Here is a 26,044-nt window from a genome sequence, read left to right as displayed (position 1 = left end):
TCCGGCAGCCCGGTCAGCCCACTTTCGCGGCCAGCGCGGAGAACTGCTGCCACGTCAGCTTCGGCTTGTCAGGGCTCCACAGCTTCTGGGCCGTCGCGGCCAGCGGCATGCGGATACCCGCGGCGACCTGCGCCGGGGTCTGGGCGTTCGGGAAGTCGCCCCAGACTGCGAAGCCGCCGCCCACGATGAGGTGCGCGTACTTGGCCGGGACCGCCGAGGTCCCGCGCACCACCCGCGGGGTCCAGTGCTCGTAGATCCGCTTGCCCGTCGGGTAGGTGAAGTCGTTGGGCTGGCCGAGCACGTAGTACAGGTACTCGTCGTTGAGGTTGACCACCTGGCGCCCCGCGCTCAGATACTCCTCGGGCGGCCGGGCCCCGAACTCCTTGCCCGTCCAGTACTCCACCTGGATATCCTTGGCGGCCTTCGCCACGCCGCCGCGGAAGAACCCGTCGTTCCACGCCTGCGGCGTCCTGCCCGCCTTGCTGATGACCGCGGCCCGGTCGTTCAGCCAGGCCACCGCGAGGTCCTGGACCGTGCCCTTCGCGCCGTACTTCTTCCGCGCGAGGGCGGCCAGTTGCGGGAACGACGCCTCCGGGCTCTTCACCGTCAGGGCCTGGTACTCGTCACCGCCGACGTTCCAGTACGGGCCGGGGAAGAGCTTCATGTACTCACGCTGCAGCGAGTCGACGATCTGCGCGGCCTTCGGATTCGACACGTCGACCGCGCCCTTGACGGGGGTGCCGTCCGCCGTCTTCAGCTGGAGGTCCGGGTGCGCCCTGATGACCGCGCCCAGGTGCCCGGGCGAGTCGATCTCGGGGACGACCGTGATGTGCAGGCTGGAGGCGAGCGAGACGATCTTGTGGACCTGCGCGAGGGTGAGGTGGTCGTCGGAGACCACCTCGGGGTGCGACGTGGAGGCGATACGGAAGCCCTGGTCGTCCGAGAAGTGCAGCCCCAGTTGGTTCAGCTTGAGGTCACCCATCTCGTGCAGCCGGTCCTCGATCCAGCCGGCGTCGAACGGCTTGCGGGCGATGTCCAGGTTGAACCGCCGCTGCGCGGTCGCCGGCTTGTCGTGCACGACCCCCTCGGGCACCTTCCCGTCGGCCTTCACCGACTGCTTGAGGGTGCGGGTGCCGTAGAAGACCCCGGCCTCGTCGGGACCGGTGATCCTGACCCTGCTGTCGCGGGCGCTGAGGGTGTACGACTCGCGCGGGGCCTTCTTGTCCGGCTTCAGAGCGAGCTCGATATCGCCCGCGCGGGCCGTGCCGCCGTACGCGTAGCCGATCCTCAGTTCGCGCGAGAGGAGTCTGCCCTCGTCGGTGAGGCCCTTGCACCCCTTGTCCACCAGGACCCGGGAGCCCTTCTCCGGGCGCCAGCCGGGACCGCGCGCCGGGCCGTGCTCACGGACCGAAGGGACGGCACGGGGTGCGGGCGAGAGCGGGTAGTTCTTCGACGCCGACGGATCGGACGAGGGGGCGGTCACCGCCGAGCCGCGGCCCGCGGGGCCGCTTCCGCCGTACGTGTCGTCGTCCGGCCAGACCGTGACGGCGAGCGCGACGGCGGCGACCGTGGCGGTCAGGCCCACGGCGAGAACCGGGGCGTTGAGTCTTTTCATCAGTCCGAAACCTCCCGTGCACGGCTGGGCGAGGGTGAAAGCGAGGGTGAAATGCCAGCCAATTCGTCCATCACGCGCCTTGAAACTCTCCCTTCCGGGTGAAAATCGCGCATCCGTCGGACACTCGACTCTCCACATCGATAGCGTTGCGGCTCATTCACCGCCGTCATCCGACCTCCAGTCGTGTTCGAGGAGCTCACGCTGTCCAGCGAGTCCCACGCCGGCCCTCCGATGCGACCGCCGTCACTCCACCACAGAACGGACGTCCCGGCACGCCCAGCCATACCGGCACAGAACCGCGGCCCTTCCGCACTCCACCGGTTCAACTCCGCCCCCGCCGGGACCGCCGAGAGCGTCCTGCTCGGCTGCTGCGCCAGCCCCCACTGGGCCCGGAGACTGGCCGCCCACCGCCCCTACCCCGATCTGACCGCCCTGCTCGCGGCCTGCGACGAGGCGAGCTACGACCTGTCTCCGGCCGAGCTCTCCCACGCGCTGGCGGGCGAACCGGGGTCCGGGCTGCCGCACAGCCGGGCACCGCGGGCCGCGCACACCGCCCTGAGCGCCGCGCACGCCGCGTACGAGAGCCGCTTCGGCCACGCCTTCGTCATCTGCCTCGACGAGGTCCGCCCGTCCGACCACCTCGACCAGGTACTTTCCGGCATCCACTCCCGGCTCTCGCACGAGCCGGACGAGGAGCGGTCGGTGGCCGCCGACGAGCTGCGCCGACTCGCCCGGGGGCGAATCGCCCGTCTTGTGGCGGATCCGGGCCATGCCGGTAGCCCGTCCGTGGCTGTTTGATTGCCTGTTTGATCACACCGGAACCCCCCGCGCGGAGGAACCGACAAGTCGTCGCTACGATGGCCAGGGCCGGTGGACCGTACCCGGCCGGGCCAGACCGACACAGCTCCTCTCACCGGGCGAGCTGGCGGCATGACCCCCGTCCCCCGCTCCCGGAGGGTTTTTCCGTGCCGGCTGGAACGCTGTACCGCGGCCGGGAAGGTATGTGGTCCTGGGTGGCTCATCGAGTCACCGGCGTCCTCATCTTCTTCTTCCTGTTCGTACACGTCCTGGACACTGCTCTCGTCCGTATTTCTCCCGAGGACTACGACAAGGTCATCGCTACTTACAAGACGCCGATCGTGGGCGTCCTTGAGTACGGCCTTGTCGCAGCGATCCTCTTCCACGCTCTGAACGGCCTGCGCATCATCGCCGTGGACTTCTGGTCCAAGGGCCCGCGCCACCAGAAGCAGATGCTGTGGTCTGTCGTGGGCATCTGGGTCCTGCTGATGATCGGGGCCATCTACCCCGTGCTCGGCCACGCCGCACGCGAACTGTTCGGGAGCTGAGGACTGAATGTCTGCTGAGACCTCTTCCGCTGTCGGCCCCGTCGAGGGCGTCTCCCTCTTCGACGCCGACCACCCCGCGCCGCTCATCGAGGCCCCGCGCCAGCGCACCAAGAAGACGCCGAAGACCACACGCGGCAACTTCGAGATGTACGCCTGGCTCTTCATGCGCCTCTCCGGGATCGTCCTGGTCGTCCTGGTCCTCGGTCACCTGCTGATCCAGCTGGTGCTCGACGGCGGTGTGACCAAGATCGGCTTCGCCTTCGTGGCGGGCCGCTGGGCCTCGCCGTTCTGGCAGGGCTGGGACCTGCTGATGCTGTGGCTGGCGATGCTTCACGGCGCCAACGGCCTCCGTACCGTCATCAATGACTACGCGGAGCGCGTCGGCACCCGCCTGTGGCTCAAGGGCCTGCTGTACACCGCCACGGTGTTCACCATCCTGCTGGGCACGCTGGTGATCTTCACCTTCGACCCGAACATCTCCTAGAAGCCCGGGACCGAGGCGCTTTCATCATGAAGATCCACAAGTACGACACCGTCATCGTCGGCGCCGGCGGCGCCGGCATGCGCGCGGCCATCGAGTCGACGAAGCGCAGCCGCACCGCCGTGCTGACGAAGCTCTACCCGACCCGCTCCCACACCGGTGCCGCCCAGGGCGGCATGGCCGCGGCCCTCGCCAACGTCGAGGAGGACAACTGGGAGTGGCACACCTTCGACACGATCAAGGGCGGCGACTACCTGGTCGACCAGGACGCCGCCGAGATCCTGGCGAAGGAGGCCATCGACGCGGTCCTCGACCTGGAGAAGATGGGCCTGCCGTTCAACCGGACGCCCGCCGGGGAGATCGACCAGCGCCGCTTCGGCGGCCACTCGCGCAACCACGGTGAGGCCCCGGTCCGCCGTGCGTGCTACGCCGCCGACCGCACCGGCCACATGATCCTCCAGACCCTCTACCAGAACTGCGTCAAGGAGGGTGTGGAGTTCTTCAACGAGTTCTACGTCCTGGACCAGCTGCTGGTCGAGGTGGACGGCGTCAAGACCTCCGCGGGCGTCGTGGCCTACGAGCTGGCGACCGGCGAGATCCACGTCTTCCAGGCGAAGTCCGTGATCTACGCGTCCGGCGGCACCGGCAAGTTCTTCAAGGTCACGTCGAACGCGCACACCCTGACCGGTGACGGCCAGGCCGCCTGCTACCGCCGCGGCCTGCCCCTGGAGGACATGGAGTTCTTCCAGTTCCACCCGACGGGCATCTGGCGCATGGGCATCCTGCTGACGGAGGGCGCCCGCGGTGAGGGCGGCATCCTCCGCAACAAGGACGGCGAGCGCTTCATGGAGAAGTACGCGCCGGTCATGAAGGACCTCGCGTCCCGTGACGTCGTGTCCCGCTCCATCTACACGGAGATCCGGGAGGGCCGCGGCTGCGGACCCGCCGGCGACCACGTGTACCTCGACCTGACGCACCTCCCGCCGGAGCAGCTCGACGCCAAGCTCCCGGACATCACGGAGTTCGCGCGGACGTACCTGGGCATCGAGCCGTACACCGACCCGATCCCGATCCAGCCCACCGCGCACTACGCGATGGGCGGCATCCCGACCAACGTCCAGGGTGAGGTCCTCGCGGACAACACCACGGTCGTGCCCGGCCTGTACGCCGCCGGCGAGGTCGCCTGCGTCTCGGTGCACGGTGCCAACCGCCTGGGCACCAACTCGCTGCTCGACATCAACGTCTTCGGGCGCAGGTCGGGCATCGCAGCCGCGGAGTACGCCGCGAAGCACGAGTACGCCGAGCTTCCCGAGAACCCGGCCGCGCTGGTCGAGGCCCAGGTCGAGCGGTTGCGCGACGCCACCGGCACCGAGCGGGTCTCCGTGCTGCGCCTGGAGCTCCAGGAGTGCATGGACGCCAACGTGATGGTGTTCCGTACCGAGCAGACGATCAAGACGGCCGTCGAGAAGATCGCCGAGCTGCGTGAGCGGTATCTGAACGTGTCGGTCCAGGACAAGGGCCGGCGGTTCAACACCGACCTCCTCGAAGCGATCGAGCTGGGCAACCTGCTGGACCTCGCCGAGGTCATGGCAACGTCCGCTCTGGCGAGGAAGGAGTCCCGCGGTGGTCACTACCGTGAGGACTTCCCGACCCGCGACGACGTCAACTTCATGCGCCACACCATGGCGTACCGCGAGGTGGGCGACGACGGCTCCGAGTCGATCCGGCTCGACTACAAGCCGGTCGTCCAGACCCGCTACCAGCCGATGGAGCGTAAGTACTGATGGCTACCCCGACCATGGACAAGGCCGAATCGGCCGGCAAGCCGGAGGCCGGCTTCGCCGACAGCCCCTTCATCACGGCCACCTTCCGGATCCGCCGGTTCAACCCGGAGGTCTCGGACGAGGCGCAGTGGCAGGACTTCGAGGTCGAGATCGACCCGAAGGAGCGTGTGCTCGACGCCCTCCACAAGATCAAGTGGGAGCTCGACGGCACGCTGACCTTCCGGCGCTCCTGCGCGCACGGGGTCTGCGGCTCGGACGCGATGCGGATCAACGGCAAGAACAGGCTCGCCTGCAAGACGCTGATCAAGGACATCAACCCGGCGAAGCCGATCCAGATCGAGGCCATCAAGGGCCTCACGGTCCTCAAGGACCTCGTCGTCGACATGGACCCGTTCTTCCAGGCGTACCGCGACGTGATGCCCTTCCTCATCACCAACGGCAACGAGCCGACACGTGAGCGTCTGCAGTCCGCCGAGGACCGCGAGCGCTTCGACGACACCACGAAGTGCATCCTGTGCGCCGCGTGCACGTCGTCGTGCCCGGTGTTCTGGAACGACGGCCAGTACTTCGGCCCGGCCGCGATCGTCAACGCGCACCGCTTCATCTTCGACTCGCGTGACGAGGCCGGCGAGCAGCGCCTGGAGATCCTCAACGACAAGGACGGCGTGTGGCGTTGCCGCACCACGTTCAACTGCACGGACGCCTGCCCGCGCGGTATCGAGGTCACGAAGGCCATCCAGGAAGTGAAGCGCGCTCTCATCACCCGCCGCTTCTGACCCTTCCGGTCACCTCCACGAGGGCCCCGTCTCCCGGCTTCCGGGCGGCGGGGCCCTCGGGCTTTCCGCTGTGCCAGGATTCCTCTGTCGTACAGGGGAGAGAGACGGGGACCGGGATGAGTGACCAGAATCCTTACGCGCCGGACGGCGGCTACGAGTGGGGCCCGCAGCAGCCCGCCCCTCCCCCGCCGGGCTATGGCTACCCCGGCTCCGCCCCGGGGTACGGCTACCCGGCGCCGGGCCCCGGCTACGGCTACCCGCCGCAGCAGCCGGGCTTCGCCGCGCCTGCCGCGGGCGGCGCGGCGCTGGTGTCGATCGGTGACATCACCGTCGTCCAGGACGGCGTCATCACCCCGGCGGGCACGCTGCCGCTGCGGGGCGCCGTCTGGAGCGCGACGGACATGTCCCGTACCGAGGAGCGGATCCCGCCGGTCGCCATCGTGCTGGCGATCCTCTTCGCACTGCTCTGCCTGATCGGCCTCCTCTTCCTGCTGATGAAGGAGAGGAAGACGACCGGGTTCATCCAGGTGACCGTGGTCAGCGGTGGCCGGCACCATGCCACCATGATCCCGGCCACCGGGCCCCAGACGTTCCCGCACGTGATGGGGCAGCTCAACTACGTGCGTTCACTGAGCGCCCTGTAGGGCGCGCGCCGGGCCCGTACGGCCCCGCGGACCACTCCGTACCACCCAGAGGCCGCCCGGCCCGCCCCGGGCGGCCTCTGCCATGTCCTGCCCCGCGGCCGGGAGTTGGGTCGCGTCCTTCCGAACCGAAGCGGCACACCCTTGTGTTGAACATGTTCAAAAGAAGGTCTACAGTCCAGGACATCAGCTTTTGAACGCGTTCAAAGGAGGGTGGGGCATGGACCTCACAGTTGTCACGTACGTCATCTACCTGGTGATCAGCGTCGCGCTGACCGTCTGGGTGGCCCGGACACTCAGCCACCACGGGCGGGTCTTCCTCGCCGATGTCCTGAAGGGGGACGAGAAGCTCGCCGAAGCCGTCAACCACCTTCTGGTGGTGGGGTTCTACCTGGTGAACCTGGGATTCGTGGCCCTGTACCTCCAGGACGGCAGCACCGTCACCGACGCCCGGGGCATCTTCGACGCGCTGTCGACGAAGCTCGGCGTGGTGCTGCTCGTCCTCGGCGGAATGCACCTCGGCAACGTCTACGCACTCAACAAGTTCCGCCGGCGCGGCATCATGGAGCGCGAGCAGACGCCGCCGGTGCCGCCGCAGGGCTGGCTCACGCCGGGCGCCGGGGCCTGACGGCGATGACCCACCCAGGCCTCCGCTCCGGTGGCATCGCCGTCCGGAGACTCACCGTGCTGTACGACGCGCAGTGCCCGCTCTGTGTCCACCTGCGGCACTGGCTGCGCGGTCAGCGCCAGCTCGTCCCGCTCGACCTGGTGCCCGCCGCGTCGGCGGAGGCCAGGGAGCGATACCCCGGGCTCGACCACCACAGCACCCTGCGGGAGATCACGGTGATCGGCGACCGGGGACAGGTCTACCGGGGGCCCGCCGCGTGGGTCGTCTGCCTGTGGGCGCTCGCCGCCCACCGGCCCAAGGCCCACTGGCTGGCCACCCCGGCGGGCGCGCCCTTCGTCAGGGTCGCGGTGCTCACCGCCGCCAAGTACCGCGATGCCACAGCGCCGCCCTGCGGCGAGCGGTGCGCGGCCCCCGGTTAGGCTCGGGCACCGTGACTGATGCGAAGCCTCCCAAGAGCGAGCAGACCCGGACGCTCATCCTCGAAACCGCGCTCCGGCTCTTCCAGGAGCGCGGTTACGACAAGACGACGATGCGGGTCATCGCGCGGGAGGCGGGTGTGTCCGTCGGGAACGCGTACTACTACTTCTCCGGCAAGGAACACCTGATCCAGGGGTTCTACGACCGCATCGGCGCGGAACACCGGGCTGCGGTGCGGGACGTACTCGATCACGAGACGGATCTGGAGACACGGCTCACCGGGGTGCTGACGGCCTGGCTCGATGTCGCCGCGCCGTACCACGAGTTCGCCGCCCAGTTCTTCAAGAACGCGGCCGACCCGGAGAGCCCGCTGAGCCCCTTCTCGGCCGAGTCGGAGTCCGCCCGCGAGCTGGCCATCTCCATCCACCGGGAAGTACTCACCGGCGCCAGGGCGAAGATCCCCGGCGATCTGGCCGGCGTACTGCCGGAGTTGATGTGGCTCTCCCAGATGGGGCTGGTCCTGTACTGGGTCTTCGACCGGTCCCCGGAGCGCGAGCGGAGCAGACGGCTCGCCGCACGCGGGGCGCGGCTCACCGCCCGGGGCATCGCACTGGCCCGTTTCCGGGTGCTGCGCCCGCTCGTCCACGAGGTGCACGAGCTGTTCACCGACTTCCTGCCCGGCATGGCCGAGACGGCGACGGCCCGCAAGCGGTCCTGACCGGCGGGGCGCAGTCCCGGCCGGGGGCTACAGCCAGCCGAGTTCCCAGATGCGCCAGACACCCGTCCCGTCGGACAGGTACTGCCCGCCCGACACGTCGTCGCTGGAGAGCACGTAGTCCTTGCGCTGCCAGAGCGGGATCAGCGGCACGTCGTCCGCCACGTCGTCCTGCAGCGCCTTGAAGTCGTCGGAGGTACGGCCGCGGTCGGTGTACTGCTGGGTGCGGCCGATCAGCCTGTCGACGTCCTTGCTGCTGTAGCCGTTGAAGAGGCTGTTGCCGGTGCCGACGAGCGGCTGCGCGTAGTTGTCGGCGTCCGGGTAGTCGGCGAGCCAGCCGACCGCGTACGCGTCGTACTTGCCGAGCCGGTAGTTGTCCTGGAACTTCGTCCAGTCGGTCATCCCGACGAGCTTGACCTTGAAGAGGCCGCCCTTCTCCAGCTGCTTCTTCAGCAGCCGGGCCTCGTCGTCGGTGACGCTCGTGCTGGAGTACGCGTAGCTGAAGGTCACCGGGGTCTGCACGCCGGCCTGCTGGATCAGCTGCCTGGCCGCCGCCACGTCGACCTTCGGATAGGCGTCGAAGAAGGCGGTGGTGTGGCCGGTGAAGCCCTGCGGGATCAGCGAGTAGAGCGGTTCGACCGTGCCGCTGTAGACGTCCTCGGACAGCTGGGCCCGGTCGACGAGGTCGGCCGCCGCCCGGCGCACCTTGGTGTCGGCGAGCGCCGAGTTCTTGCGGACGTTGAAGACCAGGTTGCGGATCTCGCTGCCGGTGGCCTCGTTGACATGGGCGTCCGGGTCGCTGGGCGAGAGCTTCGCCAGTGTCGCGGGGGTCATCACGCGGTGCGCGACGTCGATGTCCTTGTGCTTCCACGCGGCGTCGAGCTGGGCGGGCTGCTTGAAGTAGCGGATCTCGACCGGGACGCCGGGCTTCTTGATGAGGCCCTTGTAGTTCGGGTTCGGCTCAAGGCGTGCGCTGACGCCGCTCCTGTACGACTTCAGCACGTACGGCCCGGAGCCGACGACCGTGCTGCCCGCGCGGCCCTTCTTCGCCGGGTACGCGGTGTGATCGACAATGGCGCCGCCGCCCGTCGCGATCTTCGAGGCGAAGGTGGCGTCACGGGACTTGAGATGGAAGATGACCTTGTTGCCCGACACGTCGACGCTCTTGAGCGTGGGGTACAGCGGCGCGGGGCCGTTCCCGTCCTTCATGTGCAGGACGCGGTTGAAGGAGAAGGCCGCGTCCTGAGCGGTGACCTTGTGGCCGTTCGAGAAGGTCAGGCCGTCCCGCATGGTGCAGCTGAAGGTGCGCAGCGCGTCATCGGTGAACTCGCAGCTGCTCGCCGCGTCCGGTACCGGGGTGGAGGAACCGACGTTGAACGACATCAGCGACTGGAAGAGGGAGCTGTAGAGCGCCCACGAACCGGCGTCGTACGCCTTGGCCGGGTCCAGGGACGAGACCACGTCGGTGGTTCCGATGACGATCGGGGTCGTCTTCCCGCCGTCGTCGGGCAGGAGCTGCCAGGCGCCGATACCGGCACACGCCAGTACGACGCATATGGCCAGAATCCGCATGCGGATCGAACGCATTGTGCTGTTCTCCTCAACCCACCCAGTGGACGCGCGGATCGTCGCACGTCAGACCCAAGTCGGCGCTAACCCAACCACACGAAATTCACAACTGGAAGAGAAAATCTTCACGGTGGCCAAGTTGTTAGGCAACCTTCATGAAGGTCCGCGGACCGTCCCCGGCCGGCCCGTCCGGGCGCCTGGACGTGCCTCGCGGGACGGGACGTACCCCCCTGGTCCGGCGCCGCAGGGCCGGATCACATACTGGGAGGAACGCCCCCCCACCGGCCCGAAGGACGACACCCCATGAAGCTCAGCCGTACCGCATCCTGGTTCCTCGCAGCGTTCGGCGTGTGGTCGTGGGTGGTCTGGGTGACCTTCGCGAAGAACCTCTTCGCGGACGCGAGCGGCCTCGCGTTCGACGACGGCAAGCCCACCGCCTATCTGTGGATCCACCTGGCGCTCGCCATCGTCTCGTTCGTCCTGGGCACCGTCATCGGCGGGATCGGCCTCCGGGGCGTCCGGGCCCACCGCCGCGCCGCCGCCGGTGCCACCACCCCCGGCGCCACCGCGCCCGAGACCACATCGGCCGCTGCCGAGTAGGGGCCGGCGCCGCTCTCCCCACCCGGCGGGCGGGTCCCGGCCGCCCGGTCCTGCGGGCGACCCCGCGGTGTCGGTCCGCCGTGGCCTGCCTGTACTTTCACCTCCGTGCCTGCCGTTGAGAAGACCGTGAAAAAGACCGTACTGACGGTCGTCGCCGCCGCGTTGCTGCCCGCCCTCTGCGCAGGGCCCGCGGCGGCCGCGACCACGGCGGGCCCGCATCCGTCGCCCTCGGACTCCTCCGGCTCGCCGGAGTCCTCCGCGCCCGCGAAGGCCGCGCGCTCCAGGATCGGCGGCGCCCGTCTGGCCCGCACCGCCACCCAGGTCCAGCTCGGCCCCGGCGCACCGGTGCTGCCGAAGGACCTCTCCGGGGAGTCCTGGATCGTCGCGGACGCCGAGTCCGGTGACGTCCTCGCCTCGCACGACGCGCACCGGCGGCTGGCCCCGGCTTCGACGCTCAAGATGCTGTTCGCCGACACGCTGCTGCCGCGGTTCCCGGCGGCCGGGACCCACAAGGTGCTGCCGTCCGACCTCGCGGGCATGGGCGAGGGCAGCAGCCTGGTCGGCATAAAGGAGAACCTCACCTACACGGTCCGTGACCTGTGGCTGGGGGTCTTCCTGCGCTCCGGCAACGACGCGGTGCACGTGCTGGCCGCGATGAACCACGGGGTGCCGCAGACCGTCCGTGACATGCAGGCGCACGCCGAGGACCTCCAGGCACTGGACACCCATGTGGTGTCGCCGGACGGCTACGACGCCCCGGGCCAGGTCTCCAGCGCGTACGACCTGACGCTCTTCGCCCGAAGCGGCCTGCAGAAGAAGGACTTCCGCACGTACTGCTCGACGGCGACCGCGCAGTTCCCCGGCATGACGAAGAAGGGCAAGAAGCGCGAGACCTTCGGCATCCAGAACACCAACCGCCTGCTGACCGGGGCCGACGGCGTCACCCAGTACAAGGGCATCGCGGGTGTGAAGAACGGCAACACCACCCATGCCGGGGCCACCTACACCGCCGTGGCCGAGCGGAACGGCCATGTGCTCCTCGTGACCGTCATGAAGCCCTCGTCCACCGAGAGCCAGGCCGTCTACAAGGAGGCGGCGCGGCTGCTCGACTGGGGTTTCGCCTCGGAGGGCAAGGTCACACCGGTCGGCGAGCTGGTCGCTCCGGGCAGCTCGGCCGCGGGGCGGTCCGGCGGGGCCGCCACGGGCGGCGGAGCGGCACAGGACGGCAAGGGCGGCGCCCGGGGCGCCGGCAGCGGGAAAGCGTCCGCACCGGCCGCCGCCGCACCGGGGAAGGGCGGCTCCAGCGGGGTGGGCACCGCCCTGGCCATCAGCGCAGGGGTGTTGCTCCTGTTGGCGGCAGGGGTGTTCCTGGTGAACCGGCGCTGGCCGCTGCCGGATCTGGTACGACGTTTTCCACGTCGCTGATCTCCTCCTCGTCGACGTGGCCGGTCGCCGTCCAGGCCGCGCAGTAGAGGAGCAGCTTGACCGTGAAGCTGATCCAGAGCAGCAGCGCGACGGGGACGCCGAAGGCGCCGTACATGCTCTTCGACGCGACCCCCCGCATATAACCGCTGAGCAGCAGCTTGAGCAGTTCGAAGCCGAGGGCGCCGACCAGGCCCGCGGTGATCAGCCTGCGCCGGGGCGGCTCCACCCCGGGCAGCAGCGTCAGTACGTAGAGCAGCACCAGGAAGTCGGCGAGGACGGCCAGCGCGAACGCCACGCCCTGGAGGAGCGCGCTGCCCCAGCCGGTGTCCGTGATGCCGATCTGCTGGGCCGTCCGGCTGACCGCGCTCGAACCGACGGCGGACGCGCCGAACGAGACGAGCACGGCGCCGCCCGTCCCGAGCAGGATCCCGCCGTCCTTGAGCTTGCGGACGAGGGCGTTCCCCTCGTCCGCGTTGTCGAGTTCCCACACCGCGCGCAAGCAGTCCCGCATCGAGCCGACCCAGCCGATACCGGTGAGGAGCAGCGCCGCTCCGGCGACGACTCCGACGGTGCCCGCGTTCTCCACCAGCGTGTTGAGGTCGAGCTGGTCCGAGATGCCGGGCACCTGCTGGGCGAGCGAGTGTTGCAGGGAGTGCAGCCGGGAGGGGGTGAGCAGGGCCGCGCCGATCGCCGCACCCACGGTGATCAGCGGGAAAAGTGCCAGGAAGCTGACAAAGGTGATCGCGGCCGCGAGCCTCGTCCAGTGGACCCGGTCGAGGGTCTCGTACGAGCGCCAGGCGTGCGTACGCATCAGTCGGCCGGCCCAGGGGCCGATCACGGGGAGCTTCGTCAGCCAGTCCATGGGGTGCGCCTACCCTCCCCGGCGAACACCAGCGTCCTCGTCCCCCAGAAGCGCAGACAGGTGGCGAATGCCATGCCGACGCCCGCTCCGGAGAGGGTGTCGGCGCGCGGGGACGTCAGCCCGAGGCAGTAGTGCGACACGACCAGGCAGAGCAGCTGGACGGCAGCGCCCGCGATGTTCACGCCGAAGAAGACGGTGTACTCGCGCCAGCCGACCCGCCGTCCCCGGTAGGTGCCGAAGGCGTTGCCGAGGTAGGCGACCGTGCAGCCGGCCAGGAAGGACACCGCCTTGGCGGTGACCGGGTCCCATCCGGCGCCGCTCCGCAGCCAGACGAAGAGGCCGAGGTCCGCCGCGTACGCGCAGGCTCCGGCGAGCGCGAAGCCCGCGATCTCACGGCGGCTGATGGTCACGGCTCGTCCCTCACCTGTCGCCTCCCGTGTGTCATGCCTGCCCCACCGGCCTTCACAGGTGTGCGGCGGCGAGGCCGTACATGGCGATCCAGGCGACGCCGATCACGGCGAGCGCGCGGTCGCGCAGGATGACGTCCTCCGGGGCGCCGGCGGAGCCGCGGTCGGCGAAGACCGCGTACCGCAGGATGGACAGGATGAAGGGGACCATCGACAGCTGGCGCCAGGGCAGCAGTCCGGCGCCGGGCGGTCCGCTGCTCTCCATGGCCCAGAGACAGTAGGCGAGGACGGCGACTCCGGCCGCCAGCTGCCAGACGAAGCGCAGGTATCCGGTGGTGTACTCGGAGAGCAGCGCGCGGGTCCGGCCGTCGCCCTCCATCTGGACGGCCTCGGAGTAGCGCTTGGCGGCGACCATGAAGAGCGCGCCGAATCCGGCAGTGATCAGGAACCAGCGCGAGAGCGGGATACCCAGTGCCACCCCGCCGATCATCGCGCGCATCAGGAAGCCGGTGGTCACCACGGTCAGATCGACGACCAGGACGTGCTTCAGGCTGACGCAGTAGGCGAGTTGCATGACGATGTACGCGGAGAGCAGCGCGGCTGTCATGTCGTTGCAGAGGACGGCGGCGGTGGCGGTCGTCGCCACGGCGAGCAGGGCCCCCGCGGTGTAGGCGACCGGGACGGGTACCTGCCCCGCGGCCACCGGGCGCCGGCACTTGACCGGGTGGGCACGGTCGGCCTCGGCGTCCCGGGCGTCGTTGACCAGATACACGGCGGACGATGCCGCGGTGAACAGCACGAATATGAGACCGAGTTGTACCACGGCGCCGCGCGAGAGCGGCTCACCCGCGGCGGCGGGCGCTGAGACCACGAGAATGTTCTTGATCCACTGCCGGGGCCGGGCCGTTCTGAGCAGTCCGAGCGGCAGCCCGAGCGCCCCGCCCCCGCCCCCGTCGCCGGGGACGGCCTGCGGCGGGGGTCTCGGGGGCCCCTGGGTGACGGCGCCGCGCTCGGGCAGCGGGGGGAGCTGGGTGATCGGGGAGACGTCAGAGAGGTCGGACATGCGCGCCTCGCATCCATTTCGTGCCGAGCCCGGCGGTGACTCCGCCGAGCAGGGCGCCTGCGGCGACATCGGTCGGGTAGTGCACGCCGACGACCAGCCGTGAGACACACATCGCGGCGGCGAGCGGCGGGACGAGACGGTGGCCGGCCGGGCGCAGTGCGCCGAAGGCCACAGCAGCCGCCACCGCTGACGAGGCGTGCGAGCTGGGGAAGGAGTGCCGCCCCGCCGTGCGTACGAGGGGCAGCAGGGCGAGCCGGGGGCGGGGGCGGCGCACCACCCGTTTGACGGCCATGCTCGCGAGATGGGCCGAGCCGATCAGCGCGGTTGCCCGCAGCCAGGCGGTCCGCCGCTCACGGTCGGCGACAGCGCCGGCGAGCCCGGCGGCGAGCCAGAGCGCACCGTGTTCACCGCTGAGGGAGAGGGCGCGCGCGGCGCCGCCCACCCGTGGGTCCGTACCGCAGTCGCGCATCACCGACAGAAGACGGTGATCGTTCGCTATGGACCGCACTGCCTCACCCCTCTCCGCTCTTTTCCGCACGGCCCTCGCCACGGCGGGAAGGCTCTTATATGACATTGCCCGATAATCACGGCCATACTGGTTGACACTCCCTCAATCACCCATTTCCCCGCGTATCTGGGCGATACGGTCTACTCCATGTCTGCTGAAACCAGCCCGTCCGTGCGCGGCGCCACCCCCGCGAGCACGGTGGCCCCCGCGAGTCCGGTGCGCTCCGCGAGTCCGGTGCGCACCGCGAGTCCGGTGCGCACCCTGCGCGCCATGAGTTCCGTGGGCTCGGTGACGGGCTGGGGCCGCACCGCGCCGACGACCTCGCTGGTGGTCCGCCCGCATACGTACGAGGAGGCGGCGGCAGCGGTGCTCGGGGGCGGGGCCCGCGGCTCGATCCCCCGCGGGCTCGGCCGCGCGTACGGCGACGCCGCGCAGAACGCCGGCGGCGCCGTGCTCGACATGACCGGGCTCGACCGGATCCACTCCGTGGACGCCGACGCGGGAATCGTGGTCTGCGACGCGGGGGTGAGCCTCCACCGGCTGATGGAGGTGCTGCTGCCGCTGGGCTGGTTCGTGCCGGTGACCCCCGGAACCAGATACGTCACCGTCGGCGGCGCGATCGGCGCCGACATCCACGGCAAGAACCACCACGTGTCGGGCTCCTTCGCCCGCCATGTGCGCTCGCTGGAGCTGCTGACGGCGGACGGCACCGTCCACACGACCGTCCCCGGCACGGTGCTCTTCGACGCGACCGCCGGAGGCATGGGGCTGACCGGCGCCATCCTCGCCGCGACGATCCAGCTCCTGCCGGTGCGGACGTCCCTGATGTCGGTCGACACCGAGCGGGCCACGGACCTCGACGACCTGATGGCGCGCCTCACGGCCACCGACGACCGCTACCGCTACTCCGTGGCCTGGATCGACCTGCTGGCGCGGGGCGCCGCCACCGGACGCTCGGTCCTCACCCGCGGCGACCACGCCCCACCGGACGCACTCCCGGCCCGGCTGCGGCGAGCGCCGCTGGCCTTCCGCCCGGCCACGCTCCCCGCACCACCGCCCTTCTTCCCGGAGGGGCTGCTGGGCCGCGGCTCCGTCTCCCTCTTCAACGAACTCTGGTACCGCAGGGCCCCGCGGCTGCGGACCGGTCAGATCCAGCGGCTCGCCACCTTCTTCCACCCGCTCGACGGGGTGCCCCACTGGAACCGGATCTACGGGCGGAGCGGCTTCGTCCAGTACCAGTTCGCCGTCGGGTACGGACAGGAGGAGACCCTGCGCCGGATCGTCGGGCGCATCGCGCGGCGCGGCTGCCCCTCCTTCCTGGCCGTGCTGAAGCGCTTCGGCGAGGCGGACCCCGGCTGGCTCTCCTTCCCGGTACCGGGGTGGACGCTCGCCCTGGACATCCCGGCGAACCTCGGCGGACTCGGGGCGTTCCTCGACTCGCTGGACGAGGAGGTGGCGGCGGCGGGCGGCCGTGTCTACCTCGCGAAGGACTCCCGGCTGCGGCCCGATGTACTGGCCGCGATGTACCCGAGGCTGGCCGACTTCCGGGCACTGCGCGCCGAACTGGACCCGGGGTCGGTGTTCACATCGGACCTGTCCCGGCGCCTCGGCCTCTGACCTGGGGCGCGGACGCCGCCACGGATCCTCTGCCCCGCCCGCAGTACCGCCCGCCCCGGCCCGGATCCCTGCGGATCCCGGTCCGGCCCCGGCCTTCGACCCGCAACCCCCGACCCCCGACCTTCGACCTTCGACCTTCGAGGAAGCAGCCATGAAAGACGCTTTCGGTGCCCCCCAGTCCCTGCTGATCCTCGGCGGAACATCCGAGATCGCGCTGGCCACGGCCCGCCGCCTGATCACCCGCCGTACGAGGACGGTCTGGCTGGCCGGACGCCCCTCCCCCGCGCTCGACGCGGCCGCCGCCCACCTGCGGACCCTCGGGGCGGAGGTCCGTACCGCCGCCTTCGACGCCCTGGACCCCGACTCCCATGAGGTCGCGCTGGGCAAGGTGTTCGCGGAGGGCGACATCGACATGGTGCTGCTGGCCTTCGGCCTGCTGGGCGATCAGGCCCACGACGAGAGCGCCCCGCTCTCCGCGGTCCGGGTCGCGCAGACCAACTACACCGGGGCGGTGTCGGCCGGCCTGATCTGTGCCAAGGCGCTCCAGGGGCAGGGCCACGGTTCGCTGGTGGTGCTCTCCTCGGTGGCGGGCGAACGCGCCCGCAGGGCCAACTTCATCTACGGGTCGAGCAAGGCCGGTCTCGACGCCTTCGCACAGGGACTCGGCGACGCGCTGCACGGAACCGGCGTCCACGTGATGGTGGTGCGCCCCGGCTTCGTGCGCTCGAAGATGACGGCGGGGCTGGACGAGGCCCCGCTGGCGACCACGCCGGAGGCGGTGGCGCTGGCCATCGAGACCGGCCTGCGCCGCAGGTCCGAGACCGTCTGGGTGCCGGGCACCCTGCGGGTGGTGATGGCGGCGCTGCGGCACGTCCCGAGGCCGCTGTTCAGGCGGCTGCCGGTCTGAGACAGCCGGCCGGAGCTACGGGAAGGACGGCGCGGCGGGCGCTTCCCGCGACATGCTCGGCCCGGGGACGACGCCGCCCCCGCCGCCGAACGCGTACTCGCGGAGCTTGCGCCACACGCCGTCCGGCCCCTGCTCGTACAGCGCGAAGGAGCCACAGGTCCAGGTCGCCTCGAAGGAGGCGAGCGCCTGGTACGCCCGGTCCATCTCCTCGTCCGAGATGGCGTGCGCGACCGTCACATGCGGGTGGTAGGGGAACTGGAGCTCGCGCACCAGTGGTCCGGAGGCGTCCCTGATCTGCTGCTGGAGCCAGGAACAGGCCGAACCGCCCGTCACCACCTGCACGAAGACGACCGGTGAGAGCGGCCGGAACGTCCCCGTCCCGTACAGCCGCATCGGGAAGGCCCGGTTCGCCGCGGCGACCGAGGCGAGATGGGCCTCGATCGCGGGCAGCGCCGCGGAGTCGGCCTCCGTGGGCGGGACGAGAGTGACGTGGGTCGGGATGCCGTGCGCGGCAGAGTCCCCGAAGCCCGCGCGCTGCTCCTGGAGCAGGCTGCCGTACGGCTCCGGGACCGCGATCGAAACGCCGAGCGTTACGGTCCCCACGTCGTTCTCCTCCGCTGTCGGTGCTTCCTGATACGTGCCGGACAATTATGCGAGCAGTCTGGCGGGCCCTCCGCCTCCGTGGCCAGAGTCCAAGGTCACAGCCGCCGCGTCAGTGCTTGGCAGGCAGGAGCCCCAGCCGTTCGTAGGCCTGGGCCAGAGTCTCGGCGGCGACCGTACGGGCCTTCTCGGCGCCCTTGGCGAGGACGGAGTCCAGCGTCTCCGGGTCGTCCAGGTACTCCTGGGTGCGCGCCCTGAACGGTGTGACGAAGTCGGCGACGATCTCGGCGAGATCGGTCTTGAGCGCGCCGTACATCTTGCCCTCGTACTGTCGCTCCAGGTCGGCGATGCTGGTGCCGGTGAGCGTCGAGTTGATGGTCAGCAGATTCGACACGCCGGGCTTCGCCACCGGGTCGTAGCGGATCACCGTGTCGGTGTCGGTCACCGCGCTCTTGACCTTCTTCACCGAGACCTTCGGCTCGTCGAGCAGACTGATCAGGCCCTTGGGCGAGGCCGCCGACTTGCTCATCTTGGCCGACGGGTCCTGGAGGTCGTAGATCTTCGCCGTCTCCTTGAGGATGTACGGCTCCGGAACGGTGAAGGTCGCACCGAACCGTGTGTTGAAACGGTCCGCGAGGTCCCGGGTCAGCTCGATGTGCTGGCGCTGGTCCTCGCCGACGGGGACCTGGTTGGCCTGGTAGAGCAGGATGTCGGCGACCTGGAGGATCGGGTACGTGAAGAGGCCGACGGTGGCCCGGTCGGCACCCTGCTTCGCGGACTTGTCCTTGAACTGGGTCATCCGGGAGGCCTCGCCGAAGCCGGCCAGGCAGTTCATGACCCAGCCGAGCTGTGCGTGCTCGGGCACGTGGCTCTGCACGAAGAGGGTGCAGCGCTCGGGGTCGATCCCGGCCGCGAGGAGCTGCGCCGCGGCGAGCCGGGTGTTGGCCCGCAGCTCGGCCGGGTCCTGCGGCACCGTGATCGCGTGCAGGTCGACGACCATGTAGTACGCGTCGTGCGACTCCTGCAGGGCTACCCACTGGCGCACGGCGCCGAGGTAGTTGCCGAGGTGGAACGAGCCTGACGTGGGCTGGATCCCGGAGAGCACCCGGGGACGGTCTGAGGCCATGTACAGCATTCTCTCAGGTGCGGAACCGATCTCCGTCGCGCGGTGTATGAAAGATGTGAGAACGCGGGAGGGGAGCCACGCCGCCGTTGCCGGCATGGCCACATACGAGACCACGGCCGCCGGTGCGGGAGAGGCCGCAGTGATCGCGCGCGTCCGGGCAGGAGACGCCGGGGCGTACGCGGAGCTGGTGCGGGCGTACACCGGTATCGCGCTGCGCGCGGCGGCTGCGTTCGGGGCCGGCGGGGACGCGGAGGATGTCGTGCAGACGGCCTTCTTCAAGGCCTACCGGGCACTGGGCCGCTTCGAGCCGGGCGCGTCGTTCCGGCCCTGGCTGCTGCGGATCGTGCTGAACGAGACGCGGAACGCACTGCGCTCGGCCGGCCGGCGCAGGTGCGCGACGCGCCGTGAGGCCGCTCTGACGGAGGCGGAGCCACTGATACCGGAGTCGGCGGATCCTGCGGTGGCCGCCCTGCGGGAGGAGCGCCGGGCGCTGCTGCTGGCTGCGCTGGACCGGCTGAGCACCGAGCAGCGGCTCGTGGTGACGTACCGCTATCTGCTGGAGATGGACGAAGCGGAGACGGCGGAGGCTCTGGGCTGGCCGCGCGGCACGGTGAAGTCCCGGCTGAACCGGGCCTTGAAGAAGCTGAGCAGACTGCTGCCGCCACCGGACGGCAGCCCGGACCTCACCGGCCTCACAGCCCCGCATCAGGGGCGGGCGCTGATGAAGGACGACAAGCGAGGGGCACGGTGTGCGGGGTGACGCGAGACATGCGCGGCAAGGGTGAGGGCGGCGGTGACGGGCGGCGTGGCCCGGACGGTTCGGATGGTCCGGACCGTTCGGATCGTCCGGACAGGTCGGATCGTCCGGACTCACGGCTCCTGGCGGAGCTGCGGGCCCTGGGCCGGACGCTCGACGGAGCGGGCCGGGAAGGAGCAGGCGCGGGCGGAACGGGCGGGAAGGGAGCGAGCAGGGGCGGAGCGAGCGGGGAGGGAGCGGAGGGGCGCGGCCCGGACGGGCCGTGGCCGGGCGAGTCGATGGCCGAGCGGGTCCTGGCGCGGATCGTGGCCGACGCGGCGTCCGCTCCCCCCGGCGATCCGGCACCGCTTCCGGAGAGGGGCCGGTTCGACCGGGTCCGGGCCTGGGCGCTCGGCCGGCTCGACTGGTGCGAAGGCCCCGGGGCCACGGGGGCCGACGGGATCGACGTGGGGTATGCCCCGGCACCGCACGACCACCCGGCGCGACCCTCCAGAAGGTTTCTTCCTGGCCGCCGCGGCTCACGATAGGAAAGAGCACCCGATGGCGCACCCACCGCAGGACCCGCGCCCGTACGGCCCTTACGCCGTACGCCCCCTCCGCAGCCGAGCCGTACGCCGACCGCCCCGTGAGCCGCAAGCCCCATGACTCGCCGGCCCCGTGAATCGCAAGCCCCTACGCCGCAGCCACGTACACCGCAGGCCCGAACACCGACGCCGACGGCCACGAATGCCGGGAGCAAGCCCCGCACCCCGTAGGACCGCACCCCGTAAGAACGGAGAACCCGTGTCAGTTACGGAAACATCGATCGCCTCTGCCGAAGCGCACAGCGCGCACAACTACCACCCGCTGCCCGTCGTCGTCGCGTCTGCGGACGGCGCGTGGATGACCGACGTGGAGGGCCGCCGCTACCTCGACATGCTCGCCGGCTACTCGGCACTCAACTTCGGCCATGGCAACCGCCGGTTGATCGATGCCGCCAAGGCCCAGCTGGAGCGGGTCACCCTCACCTCCCGGGCCTTCCACCACGACCGGTTCGCCGACTTCTCCACTCAGCTGGCCGAGCTGTGCGGCATGGAGATGGTGCTGCCGATGAACACCGGGGCCGAGGCGGTGGAGACGGCGGTGAAGACCGCCCGCAAGTGGGGCTATCAGGTCAAGGGCGTACCGGCAGGACAGGCCAAGATCGTCGTCGCCGAGAACAACTTCCACGGCCGGACGACCACGATCGTCAGTTTCTCGACGGACGCCGAGGCCCGGGCGGACTTCGGCCCGTACACCCCCGGCTTCGAGATCGTCCCGTACGGGGATCTGGCCGCCCTCGAAGCCGCGGTGGACGCCAACACCGTTGCCGTGCTGCTCGAACCCATCCAGGGCGAGGCCGGGGTGCTGGTGCCGCCGTCCGGCTATCTGCCCGCCGTGCGGGAGCTGACCCGCGACCGGGACGTTCTGTTCATCGCCGACGAGATCCAGTCCGGTCTCGGCAGGACCGGGAAGACGTTCGCCTGCGAGCACGAGGGCGTCGTGCCGGACATGTACATCCTGGGCAAGGCGCTCGGCGGCGGGGTGGTGCCGGTGTCGGCGGTCGTCTCGTCGGCGTCCGTGCTGGGTGTCTTCCGGCCCGGGGAGCACGGCTCCACCTTCGGCGGAAACCCGCTGGCGTGCGCCGTCGCCCTGGAGGTCATCGCGATGCTGCGGACCGGCGAGTTCCAGCAGCGGGCGTCCGAGCTGGGGGATCACCTCCACCGTGAACTGGGACTGCTGGTGGGCACCGGCGCGGTGGAGGCCGTGCGCGGACGCGGACTGTGGGCGGGGGTGGACATCGCCCCGGCCCACGGCACCGGCCGGGAGATCTCCGAGAAGCTGATGGATCTCGGAGTGCTGGTGAAGGACACTCATGGGTCCACCATCCGGATCGCCCCGCCTCTGGTGATCAGTAAGGAGGACCTCGACTGGGGGCTGGCCCAGCTCCGCAGCGTGCTGAACGTCTGAGGCGGGGCCGGCCCGGGCCACCCGCGGTACGGGTGGCCCGGGCGGAGGGGCCAGGACGGAAGGGCCAGGGCGGAAGGGCCTGTGCGGTGGGGCCCAGGGCGGAGGCGGGCCCCCGGCCGCCGGGCTTACAGAATGACGTGGGGCAGAAATCGGGCGTACTCGTCCGTCACCGGCCCCGCCGACTCCCGGATACCGAGCCCCGCGGCCTCGTCCTCGACGACCCAAGCGCCCAGCACCACACGGTTGCCGTCGAAGTCGGGCAGCGGGGCCAGCTCCTGGTAGCAACAGGCCTCGTCGGTCCGGACGCCGCCGGCCACGGCTCCGGCCGGGAGGCCGCCAGCCGCACCAGCACCAGCACCAGCACCAGCACCAGCACCAGCACCAGGCTCGTGGATCACGACCCCCGCACCCTCACGGCCGAGCAGGGGCTTGGAGACATACCCCTTGGCCAGAGCGAGTTCGCGCGGTCCGTCCAGATAGGCGGGCAGCAGATTCGGGTGTCCGGGGTACAGCTCCCAGACCACCGCGAGCAGCGCCTTGTTGGAGAGCAGCATCTTCCAGGCCGGCTCGATCCAGCAGGTCGAACCGGTGGAACCGCCGTTGTCGAGCGTGTCCAGGACCTGCGGTCCGAAGCTGTCCGTCGTCAGCCACTCCCAGGGGTAGAGCTTGAAGCAGCTGCGTATGAAACGCATCCGTTCGTCGACGAACCGCCCGGACAGCGGGTCCCAGCCGATCCGTTCCACCGAGAGCGCCTCGGTATCGATCCCGGCCTGCTGGGCGGTCTCCCGGAGGTAGGCGGCCGTCATCAGGTCCTCGCCCAGTTCGTCGGCCTCGGAGTGCACGAAGTGCAGCGGTCCCGGCGGCAGCAGCGGTGCCTGGCGTTTCCAGGCGGCCACCAGCCGTTCGTGCAGCGAGTTCCACTGGTCGGCGCCGGGAAAGCGGTCCTCCATCCAGAACCACTGCGGGCTGGCGGCCTCCACCAGCGAGGTAGGGGTGTCGGCGTTGTACTCCAGCATTTTCGCGGGCCCGTCGCCGTCGTACCGGAGGTCGAACCGCGCGTACACGGAGGGCAGTTCGTCCCGCCGGTGCCAGGACTCACCGACCAGCCTGGCCAGCCGGGGATCGGTGATGCCCAGCTCCGCGAAGCGGTCGTGGTCGACGATATGGGCGGCCGCCGCCAGGCACATCGCGTGCAGTTCTTCGACCACCTCCTCCAGCGCCTCGACCTCGGGCAGGGAGAACGAGTAGTACGCGCTCTCGTCCCAGTACGGGCGCAGGGAGTCGTCGGGATAGCGGGTCAGCGGATAGACCAGACCCTGCTCCTCGACCATCTGCTGCCAGCCGGGGCGTGGTTCGATGGTGTGCCGCTGCATGGTGTCCGCCTGTTCCCGTACGTCTGCTGTTCCGGCCCGGTCCGGCTCAGCCGCCGCTGGAGTGGTGTCCGCCGCCGCCCGAGTGGGACCCGCCGCCGAAGCCGCCGCGGTGCACCGAGGGCTTGCTGAAGCTTCCGCCCGAGACCTTGCCGTGCTTGGACGAGCCGCCGTAGTAGTACGTGCCCCGGCCGTTGCCGTTGCTGCACTCGTACTTCGGCAGCTGCTTGTGCGTCTTCGGATCGACGCACCGCTTGTCCACATCGGACCCGCAGGCGGTGAGCGTCACCGCCAGCATCCCCATCCCACCGAGCACCACAGCGCCCGACCTCATCTTGCGCATGCGCCGACCTCCCCCGTCGTACGAACTCTTCCGTTAATTCTGTCGGTGTACAGACTAGATGTCATGGCTCCGGACGGCCGGTACTGGCCCCTCCTCCGCCCAACTAGAGTCCTTTCGTGCTCCTTGGAATGATCTGCGCCCTCGGTTCAGCGGTCTGCTTCGGCACGGCCTCCGTGCTCCAGGCCGCCGCGGCCCGCGCCTCCGCGCCGGGAACCGGCTCCGGTGTGGACGCTGCGCTGCTCCTGCGCGCGCTGCACCAGTGGCGCTACATCGCGGGTCTCGGCCTCGACGGGCTCGGTTTCGTACTCCAGATCATCGCCCTGCGGACCCTGCCGATCTACGCGGTCGGCGCCGCGCTCGCCGCGAGTCTCGCGGTCACCGCCGTGGTGGCGTCCCGGATCCTCGGCGTCCGGCTCTCCGGTACCGAGTGGGGGGCGGTGGCGGTCGTCTGCGCGGGCCTCGGGATGCTCGGCCTCGCCTCCGGAGCCGAGGGCCACACAGCCGGAACGTCCTCGCTGCGCTGGACGATGCTCGGGGTCGCGCTCGCGGTTCTCCTCGTCGGCGCCGTGGCCGGCCGCCTCAAGGGCCGGGCGCGGGCCCTGGTGCTCGGGCTCGGGTCCGGGGTGGGCTTCGGGGTGGTCGAAGTGGCGGTGCGCCTCATCGACTCGGTCGACTTCACCAACCCTGCGCTGTACGCGCTGCTGGTGGGCGGCGGTTCAGCCTTCCTGCTGCTCACCTCGGCGCTGCAGCGCGGCTCGGTGACCACGGCCACTGCGGGCATGGTGCTCGGCGAGACGATCGGCCCCGCGCTGGTCGGTGTGGTCTGGCTGGGAGACCGTACGCGGGAGGGTCTCGCCCCGCTGGCGGTGGCCGGCTTCGCGGTGGCCGTGGCGGGAGCGCTCGCGCTGGCACGGTTCGGTGAGGCCCCGGCGGCGCCGGCCCCGGCCGAGACCTGAAGCGGGGACCTGCCTCCCGAAGCCCAGGGGCCGGCAGCCCGGTGGGTGCGCGCCCCCGGGGCATCGTGCGATCAGCGAGCATGACCACGCCTCAAGGACGACGCCTCAAGGAAGCACCCGGCACAGCGCGTCCAGCGCCCCTGTCCACGCGCTGTCCGGCGGTGTCCCGTACCCGACCACCAGCATGTCCCGCCCGTCCCGCACCCCCGTGTGCCTGAACTGCGCCCCGCCGTCCAGGGCGAGGCCCTGCCAGGCCGCCGCCTGGACGACCGACTGCTCGGTGCCCGGGGGCAGTTCGAGTACGGCGTGCAACCCGGCAGCGATCCCGGACACCCTGATGTCCGGTGCCCGTTCGGCCAGTGCCTCCACCAGCTGGTCGCGCCGTCGCCGGTAGCGCAGCCGCATGGAACGGACATGCCGGTCGTAGGCGCCGGAGGCGATGAACTCCGCCAGCGTCAGCTGCTCCAGTGAGCTGGACATCCAGTCGGAGGGCCCCTTCGCCTCCAGGACCTGCCCCACCATCTCCCCGGGCAGCACCAGCCAGCCGAGCCGCAGTCCGGGCGCGATGGACTTGCTGGCCGTTCCGCAGTAGACGACCCGACCGGGGTCCAGCCCCTGGAGCGCCCCGACTGGCTGGCGGTCGTAGCGGAACTCTCCGTCGTAGTCGTCCTCCAGGACCACCCCGCCCGTGGTCCTGGCCCAGTCGACGGCGGCCGTGCGCCGGTCCGGGTGGAGCGGCACACCCATCGGGAACTGGTGCGCCGGGGTCATCAGAACCGCTCCCTCACTCCCCAGTTCGTCCGTGCGCGAACCGTGCTCGTCCACGGAGAGGGCCCGGGTGCGCAGCCCGGCGTCGGCCAGCAGGTTCCAGTGCAGGTCGAGGCCGTACGACTCGACGGCCACCTCACGTACCCGTCTCCCCCGCAGTACCTTCCCCAGCAGCATCAGCCCGTGGGCGAACCCGGCACAGATCACGATGCGGTCCGGGTCCGCGTGGACGCCCCGTGCCCGTGCCAGATAGTCCGCCAGGACGGTTCGCAGCTCGGTGCGGCCCCGCGGGTCCCCATAACCGAACGCGTCGTGGGGCGCGGCGGTCAGCGCCCTCCTCGACGCCCTGAGCCACTCCGTGCGTGGGAAGGATGCCAGGTCGGGCGAGCCTGGCCGGAGGCTGTACGCGGGGCCGGTCCGCCGCGGGCGGCGGACCGCCGCCGGTTCGGGCTCCCCCCGCGCTACGGACCGCGGGGCCACCCGGGTCCCCGAACCCTGCCGGGCGGTCAGCCACCCCTCGGCCACCAGTTCGGCGTAGGCGTCCGCGACCGTGTTACGGGCCACGCCGAGATCGACGGCGAGCGTGCGCGAGGACGGCAGCCTGGTCCCCGGCGCGAGCCGCCCGGTGCGGGCGGCCTGGCGCAGCGCGTCCGCGAGACCGGCGCGGAGCCCCGGGCCGGTGAGTTCCAGATGCAGGTCGACACCGAAAGTGGCCCAGGAATCCGTCACAGAAATGGACCATACCCCTGCGCCATAGGCCACGTAGCGTCGTAG

The 26,044-nt window shown here is 70.6% G+C and carries 28 protein-coding genes; 16 read left to right on the top strand and 12 right to left on the bottom strand.

What is annotated here, in order from left to right:
* Positions 1 to 13: 13 nt before the first annotated feature.
* Positions 14 to 1,615, bottom strand: a complete 1,602-nt coding sequence (locus OG917_RS21515) for a beta-N-acetylhexosaminidase (protein ID WP_328319226.1) — start codon at positions 1,613 to 1,615, stop codon at positions 14 to 16.
* Positions 1,616 to 1,846: 231 nt separating this feature from the next.
* On the opposite strand from OG917_RS21515, the gene OG917_RS21510 reads away from it, so the two are divergent.
* From OG917_RS21510 to OG917_RS21470, 9 genes are all read left to right on the top strand, one after another.
* Positions 1,847 to 2,413: a 2-oxo-4-hydroxy-4-carboxy-5-ureidoimidazoline decarboxylase gene (locus tag OG917_RS21510; protein WP_443059095.1), complete on the top strand. Its 567-nt coding sequence runs from the start codon at positions 1,847 to 1,849 to the stop codon at positions 2,411 to 2,413.
* Positions 2,414 to 2,580: 167 nt separating this feature from the next.
* Positions 2,581 to 2,961 carry a succinate dehydrogenase, cytochrome b556 subunit gene (gene sdhC / locus OG917_RS21505; RefSeq protein ID WP_164258559.1) on the top strand — a complete coding sequence of 127 codons (381 nt, stop codon included), beginning with the start codon at positions 2,581 to 2,583 and terminating at the stop codon, positions 2,959 to 2,961.
* A gap of 7 nt (positions 2,962 to 2,968) precedes the next feature.
* A complete protein-coding gene (locus tag OG917_RS21500; RefSeq protein WP_328319224.1) occupies positions 2,969 to 3,445 on the top strand; it encodes a succinate dehydrogenase hydrophobic membrane anchor subunit in 477 nt (158 codons plus the stop codon).
* Between the two features lie 26 nt (positions 3,446 to 3,471).
* Positions 3,472 to 5,226, top strand: coding sequence for a succinate dehydrogenase flavoprotein subunit (sdhA, locus tag OG917_RS21495; RefSeq protein WP_328319223.1), 1,755 nt, complete (start codon positions 3,472 to 3,474; stop codon positions 5,224 to 5,226).
* On the top strand, positions 5,226 to 6,002 hold the full coding sequence (locus OG917_RS21490) for a succinate dehydrogenase iron-sulfur subunit (RefSeq protein ID WP_328319222.1): 777 nt from the start codon (positions 5,226 to 5,228) through the stop codon (positions 6,000 to 6,002). The genes sdhA and OG917_RS21490 overlap by 1 nt, the downstream gene beginning before the upstream one ends.
* 116 nt (positions 6,003 to 6,118) lie before the next feature.
* Positions 6,119 to 6,646 (top strand): hypothetical protein, encoded by a 528-nt coding sequence (locus OG917_RS21485; RefSeq protein WP_328319221.1) that lies wholly within the window; start codon positions 6,119 to 6,121, stop codon positions 6,644 to 6,646.
* Positions 6,647 to 6,863: 217 nt separating this feature from the next.
* Positions 6,864 to 7,271, top strand: a complete 408-nt coding sequence (locus OG917_RS21480; RefSeq protein ID WP_328319220.1) for a hypothetical protein — start codon at positions 6,864 to 6,866, stop codon at positions 7,269 to 7,271.
* A 5-nt stretch (positions 7,272 to 7,276) separates the two neighbouring features.
* On the top strand, positions 7,277 to 7,690 hold the full coding sequence (locus OG917_RS21475) for a thiol-disulfide oxidoreductase DCC family protein (protein ID WP_328319219.1): 414 nt from the start codon (positions 7,277 to 7,279) through the stop codon (positions 7,688 to 7,690).
* Positions 7,691 to 7,701: 11 nt separating this feature from the next.
* Positions 7,702 to 8,406, top strand: a complete 705-nt coding sequence (locus OG917_RS21470) for a TetR/AcrR family transcriptional regulator (protein ID WP_328319218.1) — start codon at positions 7,702 to 7,704, stop codon at positions 8,404 to 8,406.
* A 27-nt stretch (positions 8,407 to 8,433) separates the two neighbouring features.
* On the opposite strand, the gene OG917_RS21465 is transcribed toward OG917_RS21470, so the two are convergent.
* Positions 8,434 to 9,990, bottom strand: a complete 1,557-nt coding sequence (locus tag OG917_RS21465) for an ABC transporter substrate-binding protein (protein WP_328319217.1) — start codon at positions 9,988 to 9,990, stop codon at positions 8,434 to 8,436.
* A gap of 285 nt (positions 9,991 to 10,275) precedes the next feature.
* On the opposite strand from OG917_RS21465, the gene OG917_RS21460 reads away from it, so the two are divergent.
* Positions 10,276 to 10,572, top strand: coding sequence for an SCO4848 family membrane protein (locus tag OG917_RS21460; RefSeq protein WP_328319216.1), 297 nt, complete (start codon positions 10,276 to 10,278; stop codon positions 10,570 to 10,572).
* Positions 10,573 to 10,677: 105 nt separating this feature from the next.
* Positions 10,678 to 11,997: a D-alanyl-D-alanine carboxypeptidase family protein gene (locus OG917_RS21455; RefSeq protein ID WP_328319215.1), complete on the top strand. Its 1,320-nt coding sequence runs from the start codon at positions 10,678 to 10,680 to the stop codon at positions 11,995 to 11,997.
* On the opposite strand, the gene OG917_RS21450 is transcribed toward OG917_RS21455, so the two are convergent.
* From OG917_RS21450 to OG917_RS21430, 5 genes are all read right to left on the bottom strand, one after another.
* Positions 11,900 to 12,859: a YihY/virulence factor BrkB family protein gene (locus OG917_RS21450; RefSeq protein WP_328319214.1), complete on the bottom strand. Its 960-nt coding sequence runs from the start codon at positions 12,857 to 12,859 to the stop codon at positions 11,900 to 11,902. The two genes, OG917_RS21455 and OG917_RS21450, sit on opposite strands and share 98 nt — an antisense overlap.
* On the bottom strand, positions 12,847 to 13,269 hold the full coding sequence (locus OG917_RS21445) for a GtrA family protein (protein ID WP_328319213.1): 423 nt from the start codon (positions 13,267 to 13,269) through the stop codon (positions 12,847 to 12,849). Before OG917_RS21445 ends, OG917_RS21450 begins: the two co-directional genes overlap by 13 nt.
* Before the next feature lie 52 nt (positions 13,270 to 13,321).
* On the bottom strand, positions 13,322 to 14,329 hold the full coding sequence (locus OG917_RS21440) for a decaprenyl-phosphate phosphoribosyltransferase (protein WP_328319212.1): 1,008 nt from the start codon (positions 14,327 to 14,329) through the stop codon (positions 13,322 to 13,324).
* A complete protein-coding gene (locus OG917_RS21435) occupies positions 14,313 to 14,798 on the bottom strand; it encodes a phosphatase PAP2 family protein (protein WP_328322069.1) in 486 nt (161 codons plus the stop codon). The genes OG917_RS21440 and OG917_RS21435 overlap by 17 nt, the downstream gene beginning before the upstream one ends.
* Positions 14,799 to 14,977: 179 nt before the next feature.
* Complete coding sequence (locus OG917_RS21430; protein ID WP_328319211.1) at positions 14,978 to 15,109, bottom strand: hypothetical protein; 132 nt, start codon at positions 15,107 to 15,109, stop codon at positions 14,978 to 14,980.
* Between OG917_RS21430 and OG917_RS21425 the strand changes: the two genes are divergently transcribed.
* On the top strand, positions 15,108 to 16,454 hold the full coding sequence (locus OG917_RS21425) for an FAD-binding oxidoreductase (protein ID WP_328319210.1): 1,347 nt from the start codon (positions 15,108 to 15,110) through the stop codon (positions 16,452 to 16,454). The two genes, OG917_RS21430 and OG917_RS21425, sit on opposite strands and share 2 nt — an antisense overlap.
* A gap of 151 nt (positions 16,455 to 16,605) precedes the next feature.
* Entirely contained in the window at positions 16,606 to 17,361 is a 756-nt protein-coding gene (locus tag OG917_RS21420) for a decaprenylphospho-beta-D-erythro-pentofuranosid-2-ulose 2-reductase (protein WP_328319209.1), read from the top strand.
* A 15-nt stretch (positions 17,362 to 17,376) separates the two neighbouring features.
* On the opposite strand, the gene OG917_RS21415 is transcribed toward OG917_RS21420, so the two are convergent.
* Positions 17,377 to 17,964 (bottom strand): 2'-5' RNA ligase family protein, encoded by a 588-nt coding sequence (locus OG917_RS21415; protein ID WP_328319208.1) that lies wholly within the window; start codon positions 17,962 to 17,964, stop codon positions 17,377 to 17,379.
* A gap of 109 nt (positions 17,965 to 18,073) precedes the next feature.
* The gene (gene trpS, locus OG917_RS21410) at positions 18,074 to 19,087 is read right to left on the bottom strand and encodes a tryptophan--tRNA ligase (RefSeq protein WP_328319207.1); all 1,014 of its coding nucleotides are present in this window, start codon (positions 19,085 to 19,087) and stop codon (positions 18,074 to 18,076) included.
* A 94-nt stretch (positions 19,088 to 19,181) separates the two neighbouring features.
* Between trpS and OG917_RS21405 the strand changes: the two genes are divergently transcribed.
* Entirely contained in the window at positions 19,182 to 19,847 is a 666-nt protein-coding gene (locus OG917_RS21405) for an RNA polymerase sigma factor (RefSeq protein WP_328319206.1), read from the top strand.
* Positions 19,848 to 20,627: 780 nt separating this feature from the next.
* Positions 20,628 to 21,833 carry an ornithine--oxo-acid transaminase gene (rocD, locus tag OG917_RS21400; RefSeq protein WP_328319205.1) on the top strand — a complete coding sequence of 402 codons (1,206 nt, stop codon included), beginning with the start codon at positions 20,628 to 20,630 and terminating at the stop codon, positions 21,831 to 21,833.
* Positions 21,834 to 21,958: 125 nt separating this feature from the next.
* Here rocD and OG917_RS21395 read toward each other — a convergent pair whose 3' ends face one another.
* Both OG917_RS21395 and OG917_RS21390 read right to left on the bottom strand, forming a co-directional pair.
* Positions 21,959 to 23,206, bottom strand: a complete 1,248-nt coding sequence (locus OG917_RS21395) for a glutathionylspermidine synthase family protein (protein ID WP_328319204.1) — start codon at positions 23,204 to 23,206, stop codon at positions 21,959 to 21,961.
* Positions 23,207 to 23,252: 46 nt separating this feature from the next.
* Positions 23,253 to 23,546, bottom strand: a complete 294-nt coding sequence (locus tag OG917_RS21390) for a hypothetical protein (protein WP_328319203.1) — start codon at positions 23,544 to 23,546, stop codon at positions 23,253 to 23,255.
* Positions 23,547 to 23,674: 128 nt separating this feature from the next.
* Here OG917_RS21390 and OG917_RS21385 point away from each other — a divergent pair, with 128 nt between their 5' ends.
* Entirely contained in the window at positions 23,675 to 24,502 is an 828-nt protein-coding gene (locus OG917_RS21385) for a hypothetical protein (protein WP_328322067.1), read from the top strand.
* 105 nt (positions 24,503 to 24,607) lie between these two features.
* On the opposite strand, the gene pdxR is transcribed toward OG917_RS21385, so the two are convergent.
* Positions 24,608 to 25,999, bottom strand: a complete 1,392-nt coding sequence (pdxR, locus tag OG917_RS21380) for a MocR-like pyridoxine biosynthesis transcription factor PdxR (RefSeq protein WP_328319202.1) — start codon at positions 25,997 to 25,999, stop codon at positions 24,608 to 24,610.
* Between the last annotated feature and the right edge of the window lie 45 nt (positions 26,000 to 26,044).

This window comes from Streptomyces sp. NBC_00388, from assembly GCF_036061255.1.
GTDB lineage: Bacteria > Actinomycetota > Actinomycetes > Streptomycetales > Streptomycetaceae > Streptomyces.
The sequence above is the reverse complement of the archived record's forward strand: the minus strand, read 5'-3'. Positions and strand labels throughout refer to the sequence as shown.